A 16,623-nucleotide genomic window follows, 5' to 3' on the forward strand; every position below is an offset into this window, starting at 1 on the left:
TTGCAAAGTTAGAAATTAACTGTTATTTGTATATGATAATGCAAATCATTAGCAATAGAAAGAAAATCAATGCAACTGAAAGCTTTTTTTATCGCATGTTTTTGGGGTGTAATTCTTTTAACCCCCAGTACAGTTTTGAGCGCTGGTAAATTTAAAGCTGTTACAACTTTTACTATTATTGCCGATATGGCTCGTAATGTTGCAGGTGATGTTGCTGATGTTGAGTCAATTACCAAACCAGGTGCTGAAATTCATGAATATCAACCTACGCCACGCGATCTTATGCGAGCTCAAGGAGCTAACCTTATCTTATGGAATGGTTTAGAATTAGAACTTTGGTTTGAGAGATTTTTTCAAAATATCAAGGATGTTCCAAGTGTAGTTGTTTCAGAAGGTATTGCGACTATCAAAATTGGAGATGGGCCTTTTAGCGGTAAACCCAATCCTCATGCGTGGATGTCACCAATCTCTGCCTTGATTTATGTTGATAATATTCGTGATGCTTTTATAAAATATGATCCTAAGCATGCTGCTATTTATAATAAGAATGCTGAAGTTTATAAACAAAAAATTCGCTTGAGCATTGACCCAATTAAAGCTGAGTTGCAAACAATACCAGAAGATAAGCGTTGGCTTGTAACAAGTGAAGGTGCGTTTAGTTATTTGGCTCGTGATTTTGGTTTGAAAGAACTCTATTTATGGCCTATTAATGCTGATCAGCAAGGGACACCGCAGCAAATTAAGCGTGTCATTGACACAGTTCGGAAATATAATATTCCGGTTGTTTTTTCTGAAAGCACTGTTTCTGCTGCGCCTGCCAAACAGGTGGCAAGGGAAACAGGGGCTAAGTATGGGGGTGTTCTTTATGTTGATTCACTGAGTAGTAAGGATGGTGAGGTTCCTACTTATATTGATTTATTACATGTTACGAGTGCACGTATTACTAAGGCTTTGTCAGATGAGGTAAGAAGCCGATGACTGAGTCTGGAATATCTGCCCAAGATGTATCTGTGACTTATCGTAACGGGCATACAGCTTTGCGAGAAGTGAGTTTTGAAAGTCCTATGGGTTCTATTTCTGCATTGATTGGGGTTAATGGATCAGGGAAGTCTACATTATTTAAAGCTATTATGGGATTTGTAAAACCTTCAAAGGGGAAGATTTGCATTTTAGGTTTGTCAGTTAAAAAGGCTTTGAAACAAAATCTTATTGCATATGTTCCCCAAAGTGAGGATATTGATTGGGACTTTCCTGTTCTCGTTGAAGATGTTGTTCTGATGGGACGATATGGTCATATGAATTTTTTTCGCTATGCTCGAAAACAAGATCATGAAGCTGTTCGTATTGCGTTAGAACGTGTCGATATGTTGCCATTTGCTAAACGTCAGATTGGTGAGCTGTCTGGTGGACAAAAGAAACGCGTTTTTTTGGCACGTGCTCTTGCGCAACAAGCAAAGGCGATTTTACTCGATGAACCCTTTACAGGAGTTGATATCAAAACAGAGGATAAAATTATCACTTTGTTACAAGATTTGCGTAAAGAAGGTGCTGTTATATTAGTCTCGACTCACAATTTAGATTCCGTTACTGAATTTTGTGATCGAACGATTTTAATCAAGGGAACGGTTGTCGCTTCTGGAATAACAGAAGTGGTTTTTACACAAAAAAATCTTGAAAAATTTTTTGGTGGTTCTCTGCGTCATCATTATGCTGGTTCCCAAAATGCACAAAAAAATGATATTGCCACAGATGATAAGTCTTTATTTCATGATTGCAATCAAAAGCTGGAGCATATTTTATGATTCCTTGGTTGCTTGAACCTTTTGCCTATCAATATATGATTAATGCAATGTGGGTTTCAGGGTTAGTTGGCTGTGTTTGTGCCTTTCTTTCTGCTTTTTTAATGTTAAAAGGTTGGTCATTGATTGGTGATGCGCTTTCCCATTCGATTGTTCCTGGAGTTGCTGGCGCTTATCTTTTGGGACTCCCTTTTTCATTTGGAGCTTTTTTTTCTGGTGGGCTTGCTGCTGCGGCAATGTTATTTTTAAATTATCGAACAAAGCTAAAAGAAGATACAATTATTGGTTTAATTTTTTCTTCCTTTTTTGCATTTGGATTGTTCCTGAAATCATTAAGACCAATGTCTGTTAATATTGATACAATTGTTCTTGGAAATGTTTTAGCAGTTAGTTCATCAGATATTATGCAGTTAGCTTGTATTGGGTTCTTTTCTCTTTTTATATTGTGTATGAAATGGAAAGACTTGTTGGTTTTTTTATTTGATGAGAGTCATGCGTGCGCTATTGGACTAAATGTTACGCTATTAAAAATTCTCTTTTTTACACTTCTTGCTGCTTGTACTGTTGCGGCTATGCAAACAGTAGGAGCTTTTTTAGTGATTTGTCTTGTAATTACACCGGGGGCAACGGCTTATTTTTTAAGTGATCGTTTTGTAAATCTTTTGATCATTGCAGTTATGATTGGAACCTTTACAAGTATCTTGGGTGTTTATATGAGTTATTTTTTGAATGCGCAAACTGGTGGTGTTGTTGTACTTTTTCAAACGTTTTTATTTATAGTCGCCTTTATTTTTGCTCCTAAACACGGTTACATTGCTGCACGCTTACGTGTGAGAGCAGCAAAAAGGTGTGGTGACATATGATTGATCAATTGTTACTTCCTTTTCAGTTCTCTTTTATGATTAAAGGGATGATGGTTACCATTATTTTGGCTATTCCAATGGCTCTACTTTCTTGTTTCCTTATTTTAAAGGGATGGGCTCTTTTAGGAGATGCAATTTCTCACGCAGTCTTTCCTGGAGTAGTTGTTGGATATATGGCAACGCCATGGGCTATGACATTTTTGTCTTCTATGCCGTTTCTTTGGTTTCATGATGTACGTCCTGCTAATGTCACAATGACTTTGATTGCTTGTGGTGCTTTTTTAGCAGGTATGATTTGTGCCATTGTAACAGGTTTCTTAGGGAATAACAGTCGGATTAAACAGGACACTGTTATGGGGGTTGTGTTTTCATCCATGTTTGGTTTAGGGCTTGTTTTAGCAACAGCAATATATAGCGATTTAGATTTAAATCATATTTTATTTGGTAATCTTTTAGGTGTTAATTGGCTTGATATTACGCAAACAACAATAATTTCTGTTATTGTTACGATGGTTTTAGGTATAAAATGGCGTGATTTTATGTTGTACGTTTTTGATTCAGTTCAAGGACGTGCAATAGGGTTATCAATATCGGTGCTTCATTATACTTTTTTAACAATGATTTCTCTGACAATTGTTTCTGCGTTGCAGGCGGTTGGAATTATTTTAGTTATTTCTCTATTAATTGCACCAGGTGCTATTGCTTATCTCCTTACTAAGCATTTTTTTTCTATGCTTTTAATTGCTGTATTTATTGCAGTGTGTTCCAGTTTTCTAGGAATTTATCTCAGCTTATTTATTGGTTCTGATTCTGCTGCTACAATTGTATTGATTTTAACAATTATTTTTATTGTTATTTTTATATCCACTTCCTTTCGTCAGAGTACAGTTCAAAAAATTTAAATGTAATGGAAATTACGCATAGCAGCTATGCATTTTTGTATGTTGTTTCTAGCATATGTTTTCACTAAATAAGGGAGAGCTAGGTCATTTTCCTCCTAATGTCTAGTGGATGAATGCAGTATTACTCCTCCCAACACTGCATTCGTAATTACAAGGCTGCATTGATTTATCATGCAGCCTTTTTTTGGGAATTCTCTAAAAGAGTTAATTTTTATTGTTTGAAAACTTTAAAATTATTATCATATTGTATAGATTGTTCTTTGTTTTGGAAAACAATTATTCCTGAGAGTGCATTAGGTTAATGTATTATTTAGAGAGATGATGATCTATTAAATTTCGTAATAACAATATTTTGCATAATAGTATCTGAGTAAGAAAAAACAGCTATAAATAATGAAGAAAGATTTTAAGATATCTCGCCCTCTCCGTATTTGCTATTCTATATTAGGATGGGCAATGATTGTATTAGGTTTTATCGGTATCGTTTTACCTATTATGCCTACAGTACCCTTTTTATTAGTCGCTTCATGGTGTTTTGCTCGTTCATCGCCACGTTTTCATCATTGGTTGTGTAATCACAGAATTTTTGGTTCTCCTATTAAACAATGGGAGGAAAAGAAAGCTATTCCGCCATCTATCAAGATTTTTGCAGTGATAAGTATGCTAGGGGGTTTTTTATCGTTTTTGGTGATAATCCATCCAGCTTTATGGCTTATTTTATTGGTTGCAGTTATTTTATTGATGATAGCTCTTTATATTATAACACGTCCATCTTCTTAAATACGGTCGAAATGGAAAATTTTACTAAAAGAAGTATTTTTACTTTGATTTATTTTATAAAAGTTTAGCATTTATAAATACCGAAACGGTATTTCACTTTATAAGATTTTTCAAAATATTATAAGACTGCTGCATGCATTAAAGAGAATTGTTGTATCTTGGTATTAGGGAGCGCGATTGCAACGAGGCAAGATTGGATTATAATCTTATTTTATATTTAAAAAGGAATATTTTGTCGGTTAAATTTATTGTTCAGAAGTTATTTTTATACAAATTAATTAATGGTAAATTTTTACAGGTTTAGCAGTGCGTTGTTCATTCCCAAAAAAATTTAAGTAACGCTGTATTTCTTGTGGATCACCAATAACTTTTTCAGGATTATCTGAAAGTTTTACAGCTGGTCGGCCATTTGCATGGGTGACTTTACAGACAAGAGAGATGGCTTCAAGATTTGGAACATTTTTAGGTGCACAATTTTCAAAATCATTAGTGAGATTAGTTCCCCATCCAAAATACATACGGACTTTGCCATGAAAGTGGTGATAAGTTTTCTCAATGGTATCTATATCTAGAGCATCGGAAAAAATTAATAATTTTTCACGTGGGTTTTTTCCTTTTTCTTGCCACCATTTGATGATTCGCTCACCTCCTTCAATCGGGGGAGCGCTGTCGGGCCTGAAGCCTGTCCAGTCTGCTACCCATTCCGGAGCATTTCGTAAAAAAGCTTCTGTGCCAAAAGCATCAGGCAATACAATTAAAAGATTACCACCATAATAACGATTCCAATCTTGTAAGACTTTATAAGATGCTTTACGTAAATCATCGTCATTGTTGGTAAGAGCAGAAATAACCATTGGTAATTCATGGGCATTTGTACCAAGAGCTTCTACATCTGTATCCATGGCGAGAAGGACATTAGAAGTGCCTGTAAAAGAATTACCAATTCCTTCTTTTAAAGCTTCAACACACCAGCGTTGCCATAAAAAGGAGTGTCGACGTCTTGTACCAAAGTCAGATATTTTAATGTCAGGCAGTTTTTTAAGTCGTTCAATTTTGCTCCACATTTTTGTTTTGGCACGAGCATAAAGTACATCAAGTGCAAAAAGACCAAGATCTTTCATAGCAGCACGTGAACGTAATTCGCTAATGATAGCGAGAGCAGGAATTTCCCACATGGAACTGTAGGCCCATGGTCCATCAAAACGAAGAATATATTGACCATCTTTGCGGGTTAGTTCATATTCTGGAAGCTGAAATTTTTCAAGCCACTGTAGAAAATCTGGTTCAAAAATTCGTTTACGTCCATAAAATGTATTACCGGCAAGCCAGATCATTTCTTTCTTAGTAAAGCGCAAGCTAAGGGCATGATCAAGTTGAGCGCGCAATTCACTTTCATCAATATCATTGGCAAGACGAATTGTTTTTGTGCGGTTTATGAGAGAAAAAGTAGCATTAACATCTGGATACAATCCCCAGATCATCTGCACCATAAGAAGTTTATAAAAATCTGTATCAAGAAGAGAACGGATGATTGGATCAAGTTTCCACGTATGGTTATAGACACGTCTAGCAATATCTGTACAATTCATGAATTTTGTTCTTTTTCGTGAAGTAAAATTTAAAACTGTTGTGCATCCTGCATCATTACAAGGAATGAGTAAACTATAACAATTTTAGAGCTTTGAGCAATATAAAAAGCTTTTTTATTTATGATTCTAGAGTATATACAATTTCATGGTTGCCTGTTTTTTTTAATTTTATGCCTTGATCGATTTTGTTGTATTCTTTTCCGTCAATACTGAGCATGTTTTTATTTGCTCGTCTAATTGTAATTTTATAAACAGCGCTGTGAAATTTCATTTTTGCTTCATATGCAGGCCAGAAGGAGGGTAAATGTGGGCGTAAAAATAATTTTCCAGCTTGCAGATGAAGTCCAAGAATCGTTTGTGTTGCTGCATGATAAAGCCATCCTGCTGAGCCTGTATACCATGTCCAGCCACCTTGTCCACAATGTGGTTCAACTGTGTAAATATCTGCGGCCATGACATAAGGCTCAACGCGATAGATTTCTGGATTTTGACCATGATTGATAGGATTTATTTTTGAAAACAGTGTGTAAGCTTTATCTTCTTCTCCTATTTCAGCAAGTGCTAAAATGCTCCAAATAGCACCATGAGTATATTGCCCACCATTTTCTCGAATGCCAGGAGGATAACCCTTAATATAACCTGGCTCGAGGGAACTTTTGTTGAAAGGTGGCCAGAAAAGACGTATGAGACCAGTTTTTTCATCATAGAGGTGATCAAGCAGGGATGCCATTGCTTGTTTTTGACGGCTAGAATCTGCCATTTTGGAAATTACAGCCCATGATTGAGCAAGAGCATCAATTTGGCACTCATCATTTATTTTAGATCCCAAAGGAGTTGCATCATCGAAATAACCACGTCGGTACCAAGCACCATCCCATCCTTTTTCTTCTAAGGCTTTAGTGAGACGTTTTAAATATGCACTCCAAGCTTGTACGCGGCTATGATCATTACGATTTTTAGCGAGAGGAATGAATGCTTGTAAAGCAGTACCTAGAAACCATCCCAGCCAGATACTTTCACCTTTGCCTTCAATACCCACTAAGTTCATACCATCATTCCAATCACCACCTAGAATAAGGGGTAAATTATTGGGGCCACAGCGCTTAATAGCGAGATCTAAGGCTAAAGCACAATGTTCATACAGTGTTGTAATGTTGGAGGATTGTATAGGCTGGAAATAAGCATCTTGTTGCCCTGTGGTTAGGGGAGGGCCTTCGATGAAAGGAACAGGGGTATCAAGAAATGCATCCTCACCAGTGGTGCGAACATATAGAGCTGTTCCGTAAGCAAGCCAAACGATATCATCAGAAATAAGTGTCCGGACGCCAGCATTCGTATCAGGAAGCCACCAATGTTGCACATCTCCTTCAGGAAATTGGTGTGCTGCTGCATTTAGTAAGTGCTCACGCGCTAATTGTGGTTTAAGCAATAATAAAGATAAACTGTCTTGCAGTTGGTCACGGAAACCGAATGCTCCACTGGCTTGATAAAAAGCTGAGCGCGCCATTAAGCGGCATGCATAAATTTGATAAGGCAGCCAATGATTGACCATAATATCAAAAGAGGGATCAGGAGTTTTTACTTGTAGTGGAGAAACAAAATCATTCCATTGTTGTTTTTGTTGTGCAAAGACAATTTGAAAATCATCTTTACGAGCTTGATCAAGCAGTTTTTTAGCTTGTTGTATGCTTTCAGTATTGCCAAGATAGAAGATGATTTCTTTTGTTTGTCCTGGTTGTAAATCGATATCATAGGCGAGGGCTGAACAAGGATCACAACCGGGTTCTACTATATTTGAAAGTGGTTCAGCTTTACGAATAGCTTGTGGATGCTGAATTGTTCCTGTTGTACCGATAAATTCAGTACGATTAGTCGTAAAACTGGTTGGCATTTCGGATGCTGATAAAAAAGTAACCTGTTGAGATTTTTCAATGTGATAAGGATTCTGAATAAAATGTGCACCACGTTTAGAATCATAATGGGGAATAATAAAGGGCGCGTATTGTGTACGGATATTTCCTAAAACCCATTCGGCATAATTATAAAGGCGTAAGCTACGTGGTGTTTCTCCTTCATTTTTAATGATAAGACGAGAAAAACGAATTGGCTTTTCTCCATTAAGTGTATGGGTCAGTTCTAATGCAATGTCTGAATGTTTAGATTTAAAAGTTGAAAACCCAAAACCATGGCAAGCTTCATAAATGACTTTATTATCACATTCGACGGCAGAAACTGGAGAAAAGCATTTTAAAGATAGGCGATCGACAAGATAAAGCGCTTCCCCTGGACGATTGGTAACGGGATCATTACTCCAGGGCGTTAATTGATAGTCACGGCTATTATGAGCCCATGTGAAGAGTGATCCTTCGGCGGATACATGGAAGCCAAAACTATTGTTTGCAATTATGTTAATCCATGGATGTGGCGTTGTTTGACATCCATTCAGACGGACTACGTAATGGTTATGGTGATTAAAACCACCATAACCATTCCAGTAGCGCAAATCTTCACTCGGTACGGGGAAAGAAGAAGTGTTTTGTTGATCAATGAGAGCAATGGAAGAAAATAGGGTCTGTTTGATTTGTAGGGCTTTTTGTATTTTTTTATTAGATTTTTTGTAGTTTAATTTATTATTAGATTCTTGACTATGACTGCTAATAATTAAATCGGAATCAATATTTTCTATACGTTTCAATTGTTCAGATAAAGATCCATTCTGAGCATGCAGGATAATGCGAGCTGACGCGAGAAGTGTTTGAAAATTTTGTTCATTCATTTTATCGCGCTGGAGGATAAAAATATGATGTTGTCCGTCCATTTCTTTTGTACAGTGACGGTAAGACTCACATGCCCATTCAATGGCGCGTTGTGTATTTTGTAGATAAGAAAATGTCTGTTCATTTAAAATGACTAGATCAACAATAAGACCTCGCATACGCCAATATTCATATGCTTTAAGCAGTTCACGAAGTACAGTGATATCTGTTTCATTATCAAGTCTGAGAAGGCAAATAGGATAGTCTCCTGAAATAGACATTGGCCATAAATCAGATTGCTTTCCAAGAGTTTTTGCTAATATTTCCGGAGGAAGACGCCACGTTCGATCAGGGTAAATAAGTGGCGTTATATATTTTTGGTAAGTAATAGCTTCTCTAGGATTGATATTTTTTTGATACAGTGAAACTTGTGAATGCATCCATGCTTTTGATAAAGCTTGCTGGAACATATCAGGTTGTCGATAGGATTCAATATAGTTTTGTAATGTTTCTTTTGAATCGGCAGCAAAAGTCCAAAAGATAAGTTCTGCTTTTTCATGTGCTGGAACTTTTATACGACAACGGATTGAGATAATCGGATCAAGAACACACCCTTGATTACCTTTGAAACGAGTCTTTTGGTCAAAGATAATTGGGTGATGAATAGATCGACCACGGCCAATAAAAATGCGACGATCGGTTTCTGCTTCTGCTTCTGGGATAATTCCTGATGGATCAGTAACAAAGTGAGCAACGTGAATATTAGGATCATGAGGAGAGCGTTTGCGTCTTTTAGCTAAAATTGTTCCACCTGAATCAAGAATTTCTATTTCTATGAACATTCGCGAAAAAACAGGATGAGTAAAGTAATCTTTCATTGTTGCGAGTGCTAATTCACCATAAGAAGTTATTTCAATTATTCGGTCTTTGTTTGTTGTATTCATTAACTGTATACGTCGACCTTCACCGTCACCTTCAGAAGTAACAAGACATTCAAGTGTTGATTTCAGTCCATCAACTGTTTTTATATATTCAGCTTTCTCATCTGTAAAAATACTGACCGCTTCTTCTTCAGCTATACGTGTTGGTTCACTAGTGACAGACCACCAGCGTTTATTATGCGTATCTTGGACAAAGAACAGAGTTCCTTGTTGATCTTCGGATGCATCAGGAATAAAACGCGTGATAGCATAGTTATGCCAACGGCTATAACCAGAACCATTTGCTGTTGTCATTATGGAATAACAACCATTAGATAGAAGCAAAGTTGCTCGAGGTTGAAGAAGAGGACTTGTAATAATGCGTGCAGGGATATCATCAAAACCTTTAGAGTTTTTATGTATAGAATTGTTGATTTTAGTATGAATAACAGGAATTTGTCGTGGGGCTCTTTCCTGTAATAAGAGTTGTACAGCTTTTATAATTGGATCACGATGAAAGCGATTGCGCATACGTCCTTCAAAAACAACATTATCAATGGCAAGAATTGACATGCCATGATGATGTGCATAATAGTTACGTACGATAGCGTATTTTTTTCCTTTTTGTACACGCGAAGGAGTAAAATCAATAGCATCGTAATAACCGTATGTTCCTAAAGCACCAAGATTACGCAGGTATTTTAGATTAGCGATAGATTGAGTTGGCATATATTGTGCGGCTAAAAGACTAGCATAAGGAGCAATAACAGCGTTGCGTGATAAGCCACGTTGAAGCCCTAGTCTTGGAACACCAAAATTGGAATATTGGTAATTCATTAAATGGTCACGGCTATTAAATGCAGCTTCTGAAATACCCCATGGCAATCCTCGTTTGCGCGCATATTGTATTTGATGGCGAATAATGAGGCGATTTGTTTGATCGAGTATGGACCCTAAGGGTTCATGCATAATGAGAGAAGGCATAAGATATTCAAACATGGATCCTGACCATGATAATAGAGCACTTTTCCAACCAATTGGGATAAGTAATCGGCCAAGACGAAACCAATGTTTAAATTTAATGTCGCCCTTAGCGATAGCAAAGAGGCTTGAGAGACGCGCTTCTGAAGCTAAAAGATCATAGCAGCTTTCATCAAGTTTATTTTCCTGTACGCGATAACCAATAGATAAAAGTTGACGTTCAGTCTGTTCTAAAAAATCAAATTTCATATCTAAAGCTATTTGTCGGGCTTTTTCAGATAAAGTATTTAATTCTTTGCATAATTCTTTAATATCATAGTTATTGGTAATATCATGGTTATAAGCTTCACAGTTTTCTACCAGGCATTTAGCCCAGGATAACATATGAGCAGATTCTTTTGTTTGGATTATTTTATCCAGTTCATTGATTAAATGTACAATGTTACGAGCAGTAATCGAAAGATGAGAGATATTCATAACAGTTGCTGATTTTGCTTTGAGTTCACTAACAGAGTGGTGAAAATGAGCAATATGCTCTTTGATCTGTTGAGGGAATGGATGAAGAAACTTAAGGTTATCAGGAATTTCTTTTAAGATTTCTTCAAGAATATTACTAATATCGAATAAGCCATCTAGATCGCTTTGTAAAAAAGCATCAGGTACTTCAGCCCATTCGTTTAAAGCGGAAGATAGCGTTATTAAATGGCCAGCAAGATTACCTGAATCAACTGTTGAAACATAAGTTGGTAGAAGAGGTTTAAGTGTATCTGTTTCATACCAATTATAAAGATGACCTCGAAATTTTTCCATTTTTTCGAGAGTATTTAATGTGCACTTAATTCGCGTAATGGTATCTTCAAAGCTAATCCAACCGAAATCACGTGCGGCAATAATAGAAAGTAGGTAAACGCCAATATTGGTAGGTGATGTGCGTCGTGCAACAAGAGGTTCAGGATCTTCTTGAAAATTATCAGGTGGCAAATAATTATTTTCTGCATCAACAAAGGTTGCATAATAAAGCCATGTCCGTCGTGCAATGCTCCGCAGTATTTTTTTATCTGCAGAAGATATATCAAGAACATCTTGAAATGTTATTGGTTTACTAACAATCCATGCAATCAGCGGTGAGAAAAACCATAAAAGCCCAAAAGGTAAAGCAATCAATATTGTTGAATTATGAAAGAAGAGAGGTAATCCTATAGCTATAATACCAATAAATACTGCTGGCCACATAGTGATGATATAGAAGCTTAAACTATTAGGAATGGCTTTCATTGTGGCTGAAGTTTTCCATTCAAGAAGATATTGTTTGGAAATCATCATGCGATAGAGTGCACGAATGATTGCATCAGTCATAAAATAAGCTGAGTAGGCTATAAATGTGATTTTAAGCAATATTTCTAAGATCGTGGAGGAAATATTATTTAAAATTAATTGTAACTGTCCGCGTAAAGAATAATCGCTATTGGAGGAAATGAATGTACGAAGCAAACCTAAAATTGATGCAATAAAGGGGCTAAAAAGCAGAAATATTTGCCAAACAATTGCTATCTTTGACGGTAAAAAAGACCATCCTGCTGTTGCTGCAACAAGCCACATGAGTGGTGTAAGAGAACGGCGCAAATTATCCTGCATTTTCCAGCGCGTAGTGAGACTCACGCTATGGTGGTTTAAAAGATAAGGCAATAACTGCCAGTCACCACGGATCCAACGGTGATGACGAGCGACATCCACGTTATAGGCTGTTGGATAATCTTCAATGATTTCTACATCACTGACAAGTGCAGCACGTGCATAACTTCCTTCTAAAAGATCATGACTAAGAACAGTGTTTTCTTTGATTTTGTTCTTCAGTGCTTGTTCAAAGGCATCGATATTATAAAGACCTTTTCCGGTAAAAGTTCCTTCTCCCAAAAGATCTTGATAAATGTCAGATACACTAAAGACATAAGGATCAATTCCACGATTGGTAGAGAAAATCTGTTGCAAAATTGATGTTTCTTCTTCTGCTGTGAGAGGAGGTGTAATACGGGGTTGTAAAATGCTGTAGCCTTTTACAACCCTTCCATTTTTTTCAGAAAAAACGGGACAATTAAGTGGATGGTTGAGCTTACCAACGAGTTTAGTGACACTTTCAGGAGTTAGACGCGTATCTGAGTCTAAGGTCATAACAAAACGACAATCCATGGGAAGATGTGGATCTGGAGCATAAAAACTCGTATTTTTATTTCCTTGGAGTAAGAGATTAAGCTCATGAAGTTTTCCCCGTTTACGCTCCCATCCCATCCAACATTTTTCATGAGCGTTATAAAGACGTTGACGGTGGAGAAGAAAAAATAAAGGAATGTTATTACGCTGATAGCGCTGGTTTAGTTGAGCAATACCCTTTTTTGCATAGTGCAATAGATCAAGGTCGTTTTGTGTTTCTTCAAATGGAGAATCTGCCCAGTCTGTGATGAGAGCAAAATGAATGGCTCCCTGGGGATTAGAAAGGTAGTGTACTTCAAGATTATTTATTTGTTCATCAATATCATGACGTGATGTGATTAAAGTGGGGACAACAACCATAGTGCGCGCATCTTCAGGAATACCTTCTTTATATTCATAACCAATGAGCCGTTTTGGTGAAACAAACCATGAAACAACAGTGTTAAAAAAAGCAAAAGTAGCATCCATAGTAGGAAAAAGTGCTAGTGCAGTGAAAAGGAGTGTCATTAATGGTGTGAGACCAGATGTTCGTAATGAAATATAGATCGTGGACAAAAGAACCAGCATTAAAAGAGAAACAGGGATGGCAATAATTCCTATTTTTAAACGATGATAAGTTTGAATCCATTTTGTCAGAAATGATGGATTATATTGACAGGCTTCTTCAAAAATAGAGCGTCCGTCATCAACCAGGTACCACCCAACAGAGAAATTATTCTTACAGGCAACATCTTGAGAACAAGTTTTTGCCATTTCTACAGCTTTACATGCAATTTCTAACTCACTAAGAGGGGAGCGATGGGCGATTTTTTCGATGACTTGTCGATACGCATTACGTGAATGAGAATCAATTTCAGAAAAATCACTATTTTTACGCAGGATAAAGTCTACACAACTTACTGTTTCAAACCATGCCGTCCAATCAATATCATCCATAGTTTTGAGAGTACGAATAATATTGCCCATGGTGATACCATCTGTTGTTTGACGAGTATATTCATCAGCTGTTATCATTTCTGGACTACTGCCATGAAGATGCAACTGTTTTTCAAGCCAGGTTAACGCTATTGTTGCATCAACAGATGCACCTCGCAGACGGTAAAATAAATGAGCTGAAAAAATCGAATGAGAGGTTAGTGTTTCATAAAGGGTGAGAATATTTAATTGAGTTTCATTTTTTGTAAGGGCGATTTTATCGGCTGCTTGATTAGCAAGAAAGCGCATATAGCGTGCTTGTTCAATACGCAATGAAAGACGGCGGACATTTTCAATTAAGATTATACGAACAACAAAAGGAAGAGCCCATAATTCACTAATTTTTAGAGTACAAATTTTTTGAAAACCATTAACCATTGCTGTTAGCGTTTCTTGTGAAAATCTGCTATCTGTATGGGCAACATAAAGCCAAGCTAAAACAAAAATACGTGGAATTTCTTTTTTTTGTTCATAAAAGGGGAGTTGCTTGATGAACGATTTAGAAAAATTGCAGCGTAATTCCTGTATAGTTTTGTCAATGGTGTAATGATTATCAATAAGCCACTGGGCGGATGGTGCAATTGTTTCGTTATTTCGTGCAGCAACGTCATTGATGTGAAAGACATGGAGAATAAGTTTAGAATTTTCAATTAATCGTTTGCGAAAATTACTTTCTTCTTCTTTATATTCAGGAAGAAAGATTTTTTGGCCAGAGGCTATAGTGTAGCCTAACTTATAAAGCTCTTCTTCTGATTTGTTAGTTGAACGGATAGGCAAACTAATTTCATCGAGAGAGTGAATTTTTGTCTTTTCTGAAGAAAACCACTTCATGCGATGTAATTTGGGGACCATAATATTCTATTACTATTCGATGATGTGTTATTTATTCAATAGACTATTGGTATTTTCTCTCAATAAGTGAACACTTCATTTTTTAAGCTTTGAATTTTCTTGTCAAAAATTAAGGGATTAAAAGAGATTCTCTAATGAAGAATAAAAGGCCACTATATAATTAGTGGCCTTTTATTTCATGATTAATCTTGTTCTTGCTTTTTTAAAGCTGCGCCGAGAATATCACCAAGAGAAGCTCCTGAATCTGTAGAGCCATACTGAGCTACAGCTTCCTTTTCTTCTGCGATTTCTAAGGCTTTGATTGAGACTGAAAGCTTACGGTTTTTTTTGTCAAATGCAGTGATTTGAGCGTCAACTTTTTGTCCAATAGCAAAACGCTCAGGACGTTGCTCATCACGATCCCGTGCCAAATCAGTACGGCGGATGGTGACTTCAAGATCGTGTTCAATAAGCTTCACATCAACGCCATTTTCATTAATGCCTATTACTTCACATGTAACAGTGGCACCTTTCCGTAATTCTCCAGACGCTGCTGCTTCTCTCATTTTGTCACTGGATAGTTGTTTAATTCCTAAAGAAATACGTTCTTTTTCAACATCAACATCAAGAACAACAGCTTGAACAGTATCACCTTTATTGTAAATATCAATAACTTGTTCACCAGGACGATTCCAATCAAGATCAGAAAGATGAACCATACCATCGACATCACCTTCAAGACCAATGAAAAGACCAAATTCTGTTTTGTTTTTAATTTCGCCTGTAATTTGTGAATTCACTGGGTATTTATTCGCAAAAGCTACCCAAGGATTTTCAGATGTTTGCTTTAAACCAAGCGAAATACGGCGTTTAGAAGAATCAATTTCAAGAATAACAACTTCTACTTCTTGTGATATAGAAAGGAGTTTTCCAGGATGTATATTCTTTTTTGTCCAACTCATTTCAGAGACATGGATTAATCCTTCGATTCCTGGTTCGATTTCAACAAAACCACCATAATCAGTGATGTTTGTAACAGCACCAGTAATTTTTTTACCGACTGGATATTTAGTGTTAATATTATCCCATGGATCGTTTTCAAGTTGTTTCATTCCAAGCGAAATACGATGCGTGTCTTGATTGATACGAATGATCTGAACTTTAATAGTTTGGCCAATTGTTAAAACTTCAGATGGATGGTTGATACGCCGCCATGCCATATCTGTAACATGCAAAAGTCCATCAATACCACCGAGATCAACAAAGGCTCCATAATCTGTTATATTTTTGACAATACCTTCAACAATTTGGTTTTCTTCAAGATTTTGAACAATTTCTGAGCGCTGTTCAGCACGACTTTCTTCTAAGACAGCGCGACGTGAGACAACAATATTACCACGACGACGATCCATTTTTAAAATTTCAAAAAGTTGTGCATTATGCATTAAAGGTGCAACATCACGAATAGGTCGAATATCGACTTGACTACGAGGCAAGAAAGCAACAGCACCGTCGAGATCGACCGTAAAACCGCCTTTAACTTGACTAAAGATAATGCCTTCTACGCGTGTCCCAGCATTGAATTTTTCTTCAAGACGAATCCAGCTTTCTTCACGACGTGCTTTTTCACGCGATAAGACAATTTCACCTAGCGCATTTTCAATACGTTCAATGTAAACTTCAACTTCATCACCGATTTGTAAAGAACCATCTTTACTTTTGCTACCAAATTCCTTAAGTGGAATACGTCCTTCTACTTTAAGACCAGCATCAATAATGGCCATATCTTTTTCGATTGCAATGATGCGGCCTTTAACAACAGATCCTTCATTAAGGTCATTCGTTTGAAATGATTCCATTAAAAGGGTTTCAAAATCTGCTGTTGTGGGATTGTATTGTGACATGAGAACTCCTGATACATACCTTATGTTGCAAAAGGTATAAGCGCTAGGTTAGTGTTAATATGAGGTAACTCCACACCTTCTCCCTTTTCGTAAAAGAAAGATAAGCGCTAGGCTG

General features: G+C 36.8%; 8 protein-coding genes. 5 read left to right on the forward strand and 3 right to left on the reverse strand.

Annotated features, from left to right (window positions below):
* Positions 1–69 precede the first annotated feature (69 nt).
* The 5 genes from Bra60_RS06945 (at position 70) to Bra60_RS06965 (ending at position 4,344) form a co-directional block, all read left to right on the forward strand.
* Complete coding sequence (locus Bra60_RS06945) at positions 70–978, forward strand: metal ABC transporter substrate-binding protein (RefSeq protein WP_078688194.1); 909 nt, start codon at positions 70–72, stop codon at positions 976–978.
* A complete protein-coding gene (locus Bra60_RS06950; RefSeq protein WP_078688195.1) occupies positions 975–1,802 on the forward strand; it encodes a manganese/iron ABC transporter ATP-binding protein in 828 nt (275 codons plus the stop codon). Before Bra60_RS06945 ends, Bra60_RS06950 begins: the two co-directional genes overlap by 4 nt.
* Positions 1,799–2,662 carry a metal ABC transporter permease gene (locus Bra60_RS06955; RefSeq protein ID WP_078688196.1) on the forward strand — a complete coding sequence of 288 codons (864 nt, stop codon included), beginning with the start codon at positions 1,799–1,801 and terminating at the stop codon, positions 2,660–2,662. The genes Bra60_RS06950 and Bra60_RS06955 overlap by 4 nt, the downstream gene beginning before the upstream one ends.
* Positions 2,659–3,564, forward strand: coding sequence for a metal ABC transporter permease (locus Bra60_RS06960; RefSeq protein WP_078688197.1), 906 nt, complete (start codon positions 2,659–2,661; stop codon positions 3,562–3,564). Before Bra60_RS06955 ends, Bra60_RS06960 begins: the two co-directional genes overlap by 4 nt.
* Before the next feature lie 393 nt (positions 3,565–3,957).
* Positions 3,958–4,344, forward strand: coding sequence for a YbaN family protein (locus Bra60_RS06965; RefSeq protein ID WP_035005496.1), 387 nt, complete (start codon positions 3,958–3,960; stop codon positions 4,342–4,344).
* A 278-nt stretch (positions 4,345–4,622) separates the two neighbouring features.
* Here Bra60_RS06965 and pncB read toward each other — a convergent pair whose 3' ends face one another.
* From pncB to rpsA, 3 genes are all read right to left on the reverse strand, one after another.
* Positions 4,623–5,933 carry a nicotinate phosphoribosyltransferase gene (gene pncB, locus Bra60_RS06970; protein WP_078688198.1) on the reverse strand — a complete coding sequence of 437 codons (1,311 nt, stop codon included), beginning with the start codon at positions 5,931–5,933 and terminating at the stop codon, positions 4,623–4,625.
* A gap of 118 nt (positions 5,934–6,051) precedes the next feature.
* Complete coding sequence (locus Bra60_RS06975) at positions 6,052–14,625, reverse strand: GH36-type glycosyl hydrolase domain-containing protein (protein ID WP_078698196.1); 8,574 nt, start codon at positions 14,623–14,625, stop codon at positions 6,052–6,054.
* A gap of 182 nt (positions 14,626–14,807) precedes the next feature.
* Entirely contained in the window at positions 14,808–16,508 is a 1,701-nt protein-coding gene (gene rpsA, locus Bra60_RS06980) for a 30S ribosomal protein S1 (protein ID WP_078688200.1), read from the reverse strand.
* Positions 16,509–16,623: the final 115 nt, after the last annotated feature.

This window comes from Bartonella sp. Raccoon60, from assembly GCF_002022585.1.
Lineage (GTDB): Bacteria > Pseudomonadota > Alphaproteobacteria > Rhizobiales > Rhizobiaceae > Bartonella > Bartonella rochalimae.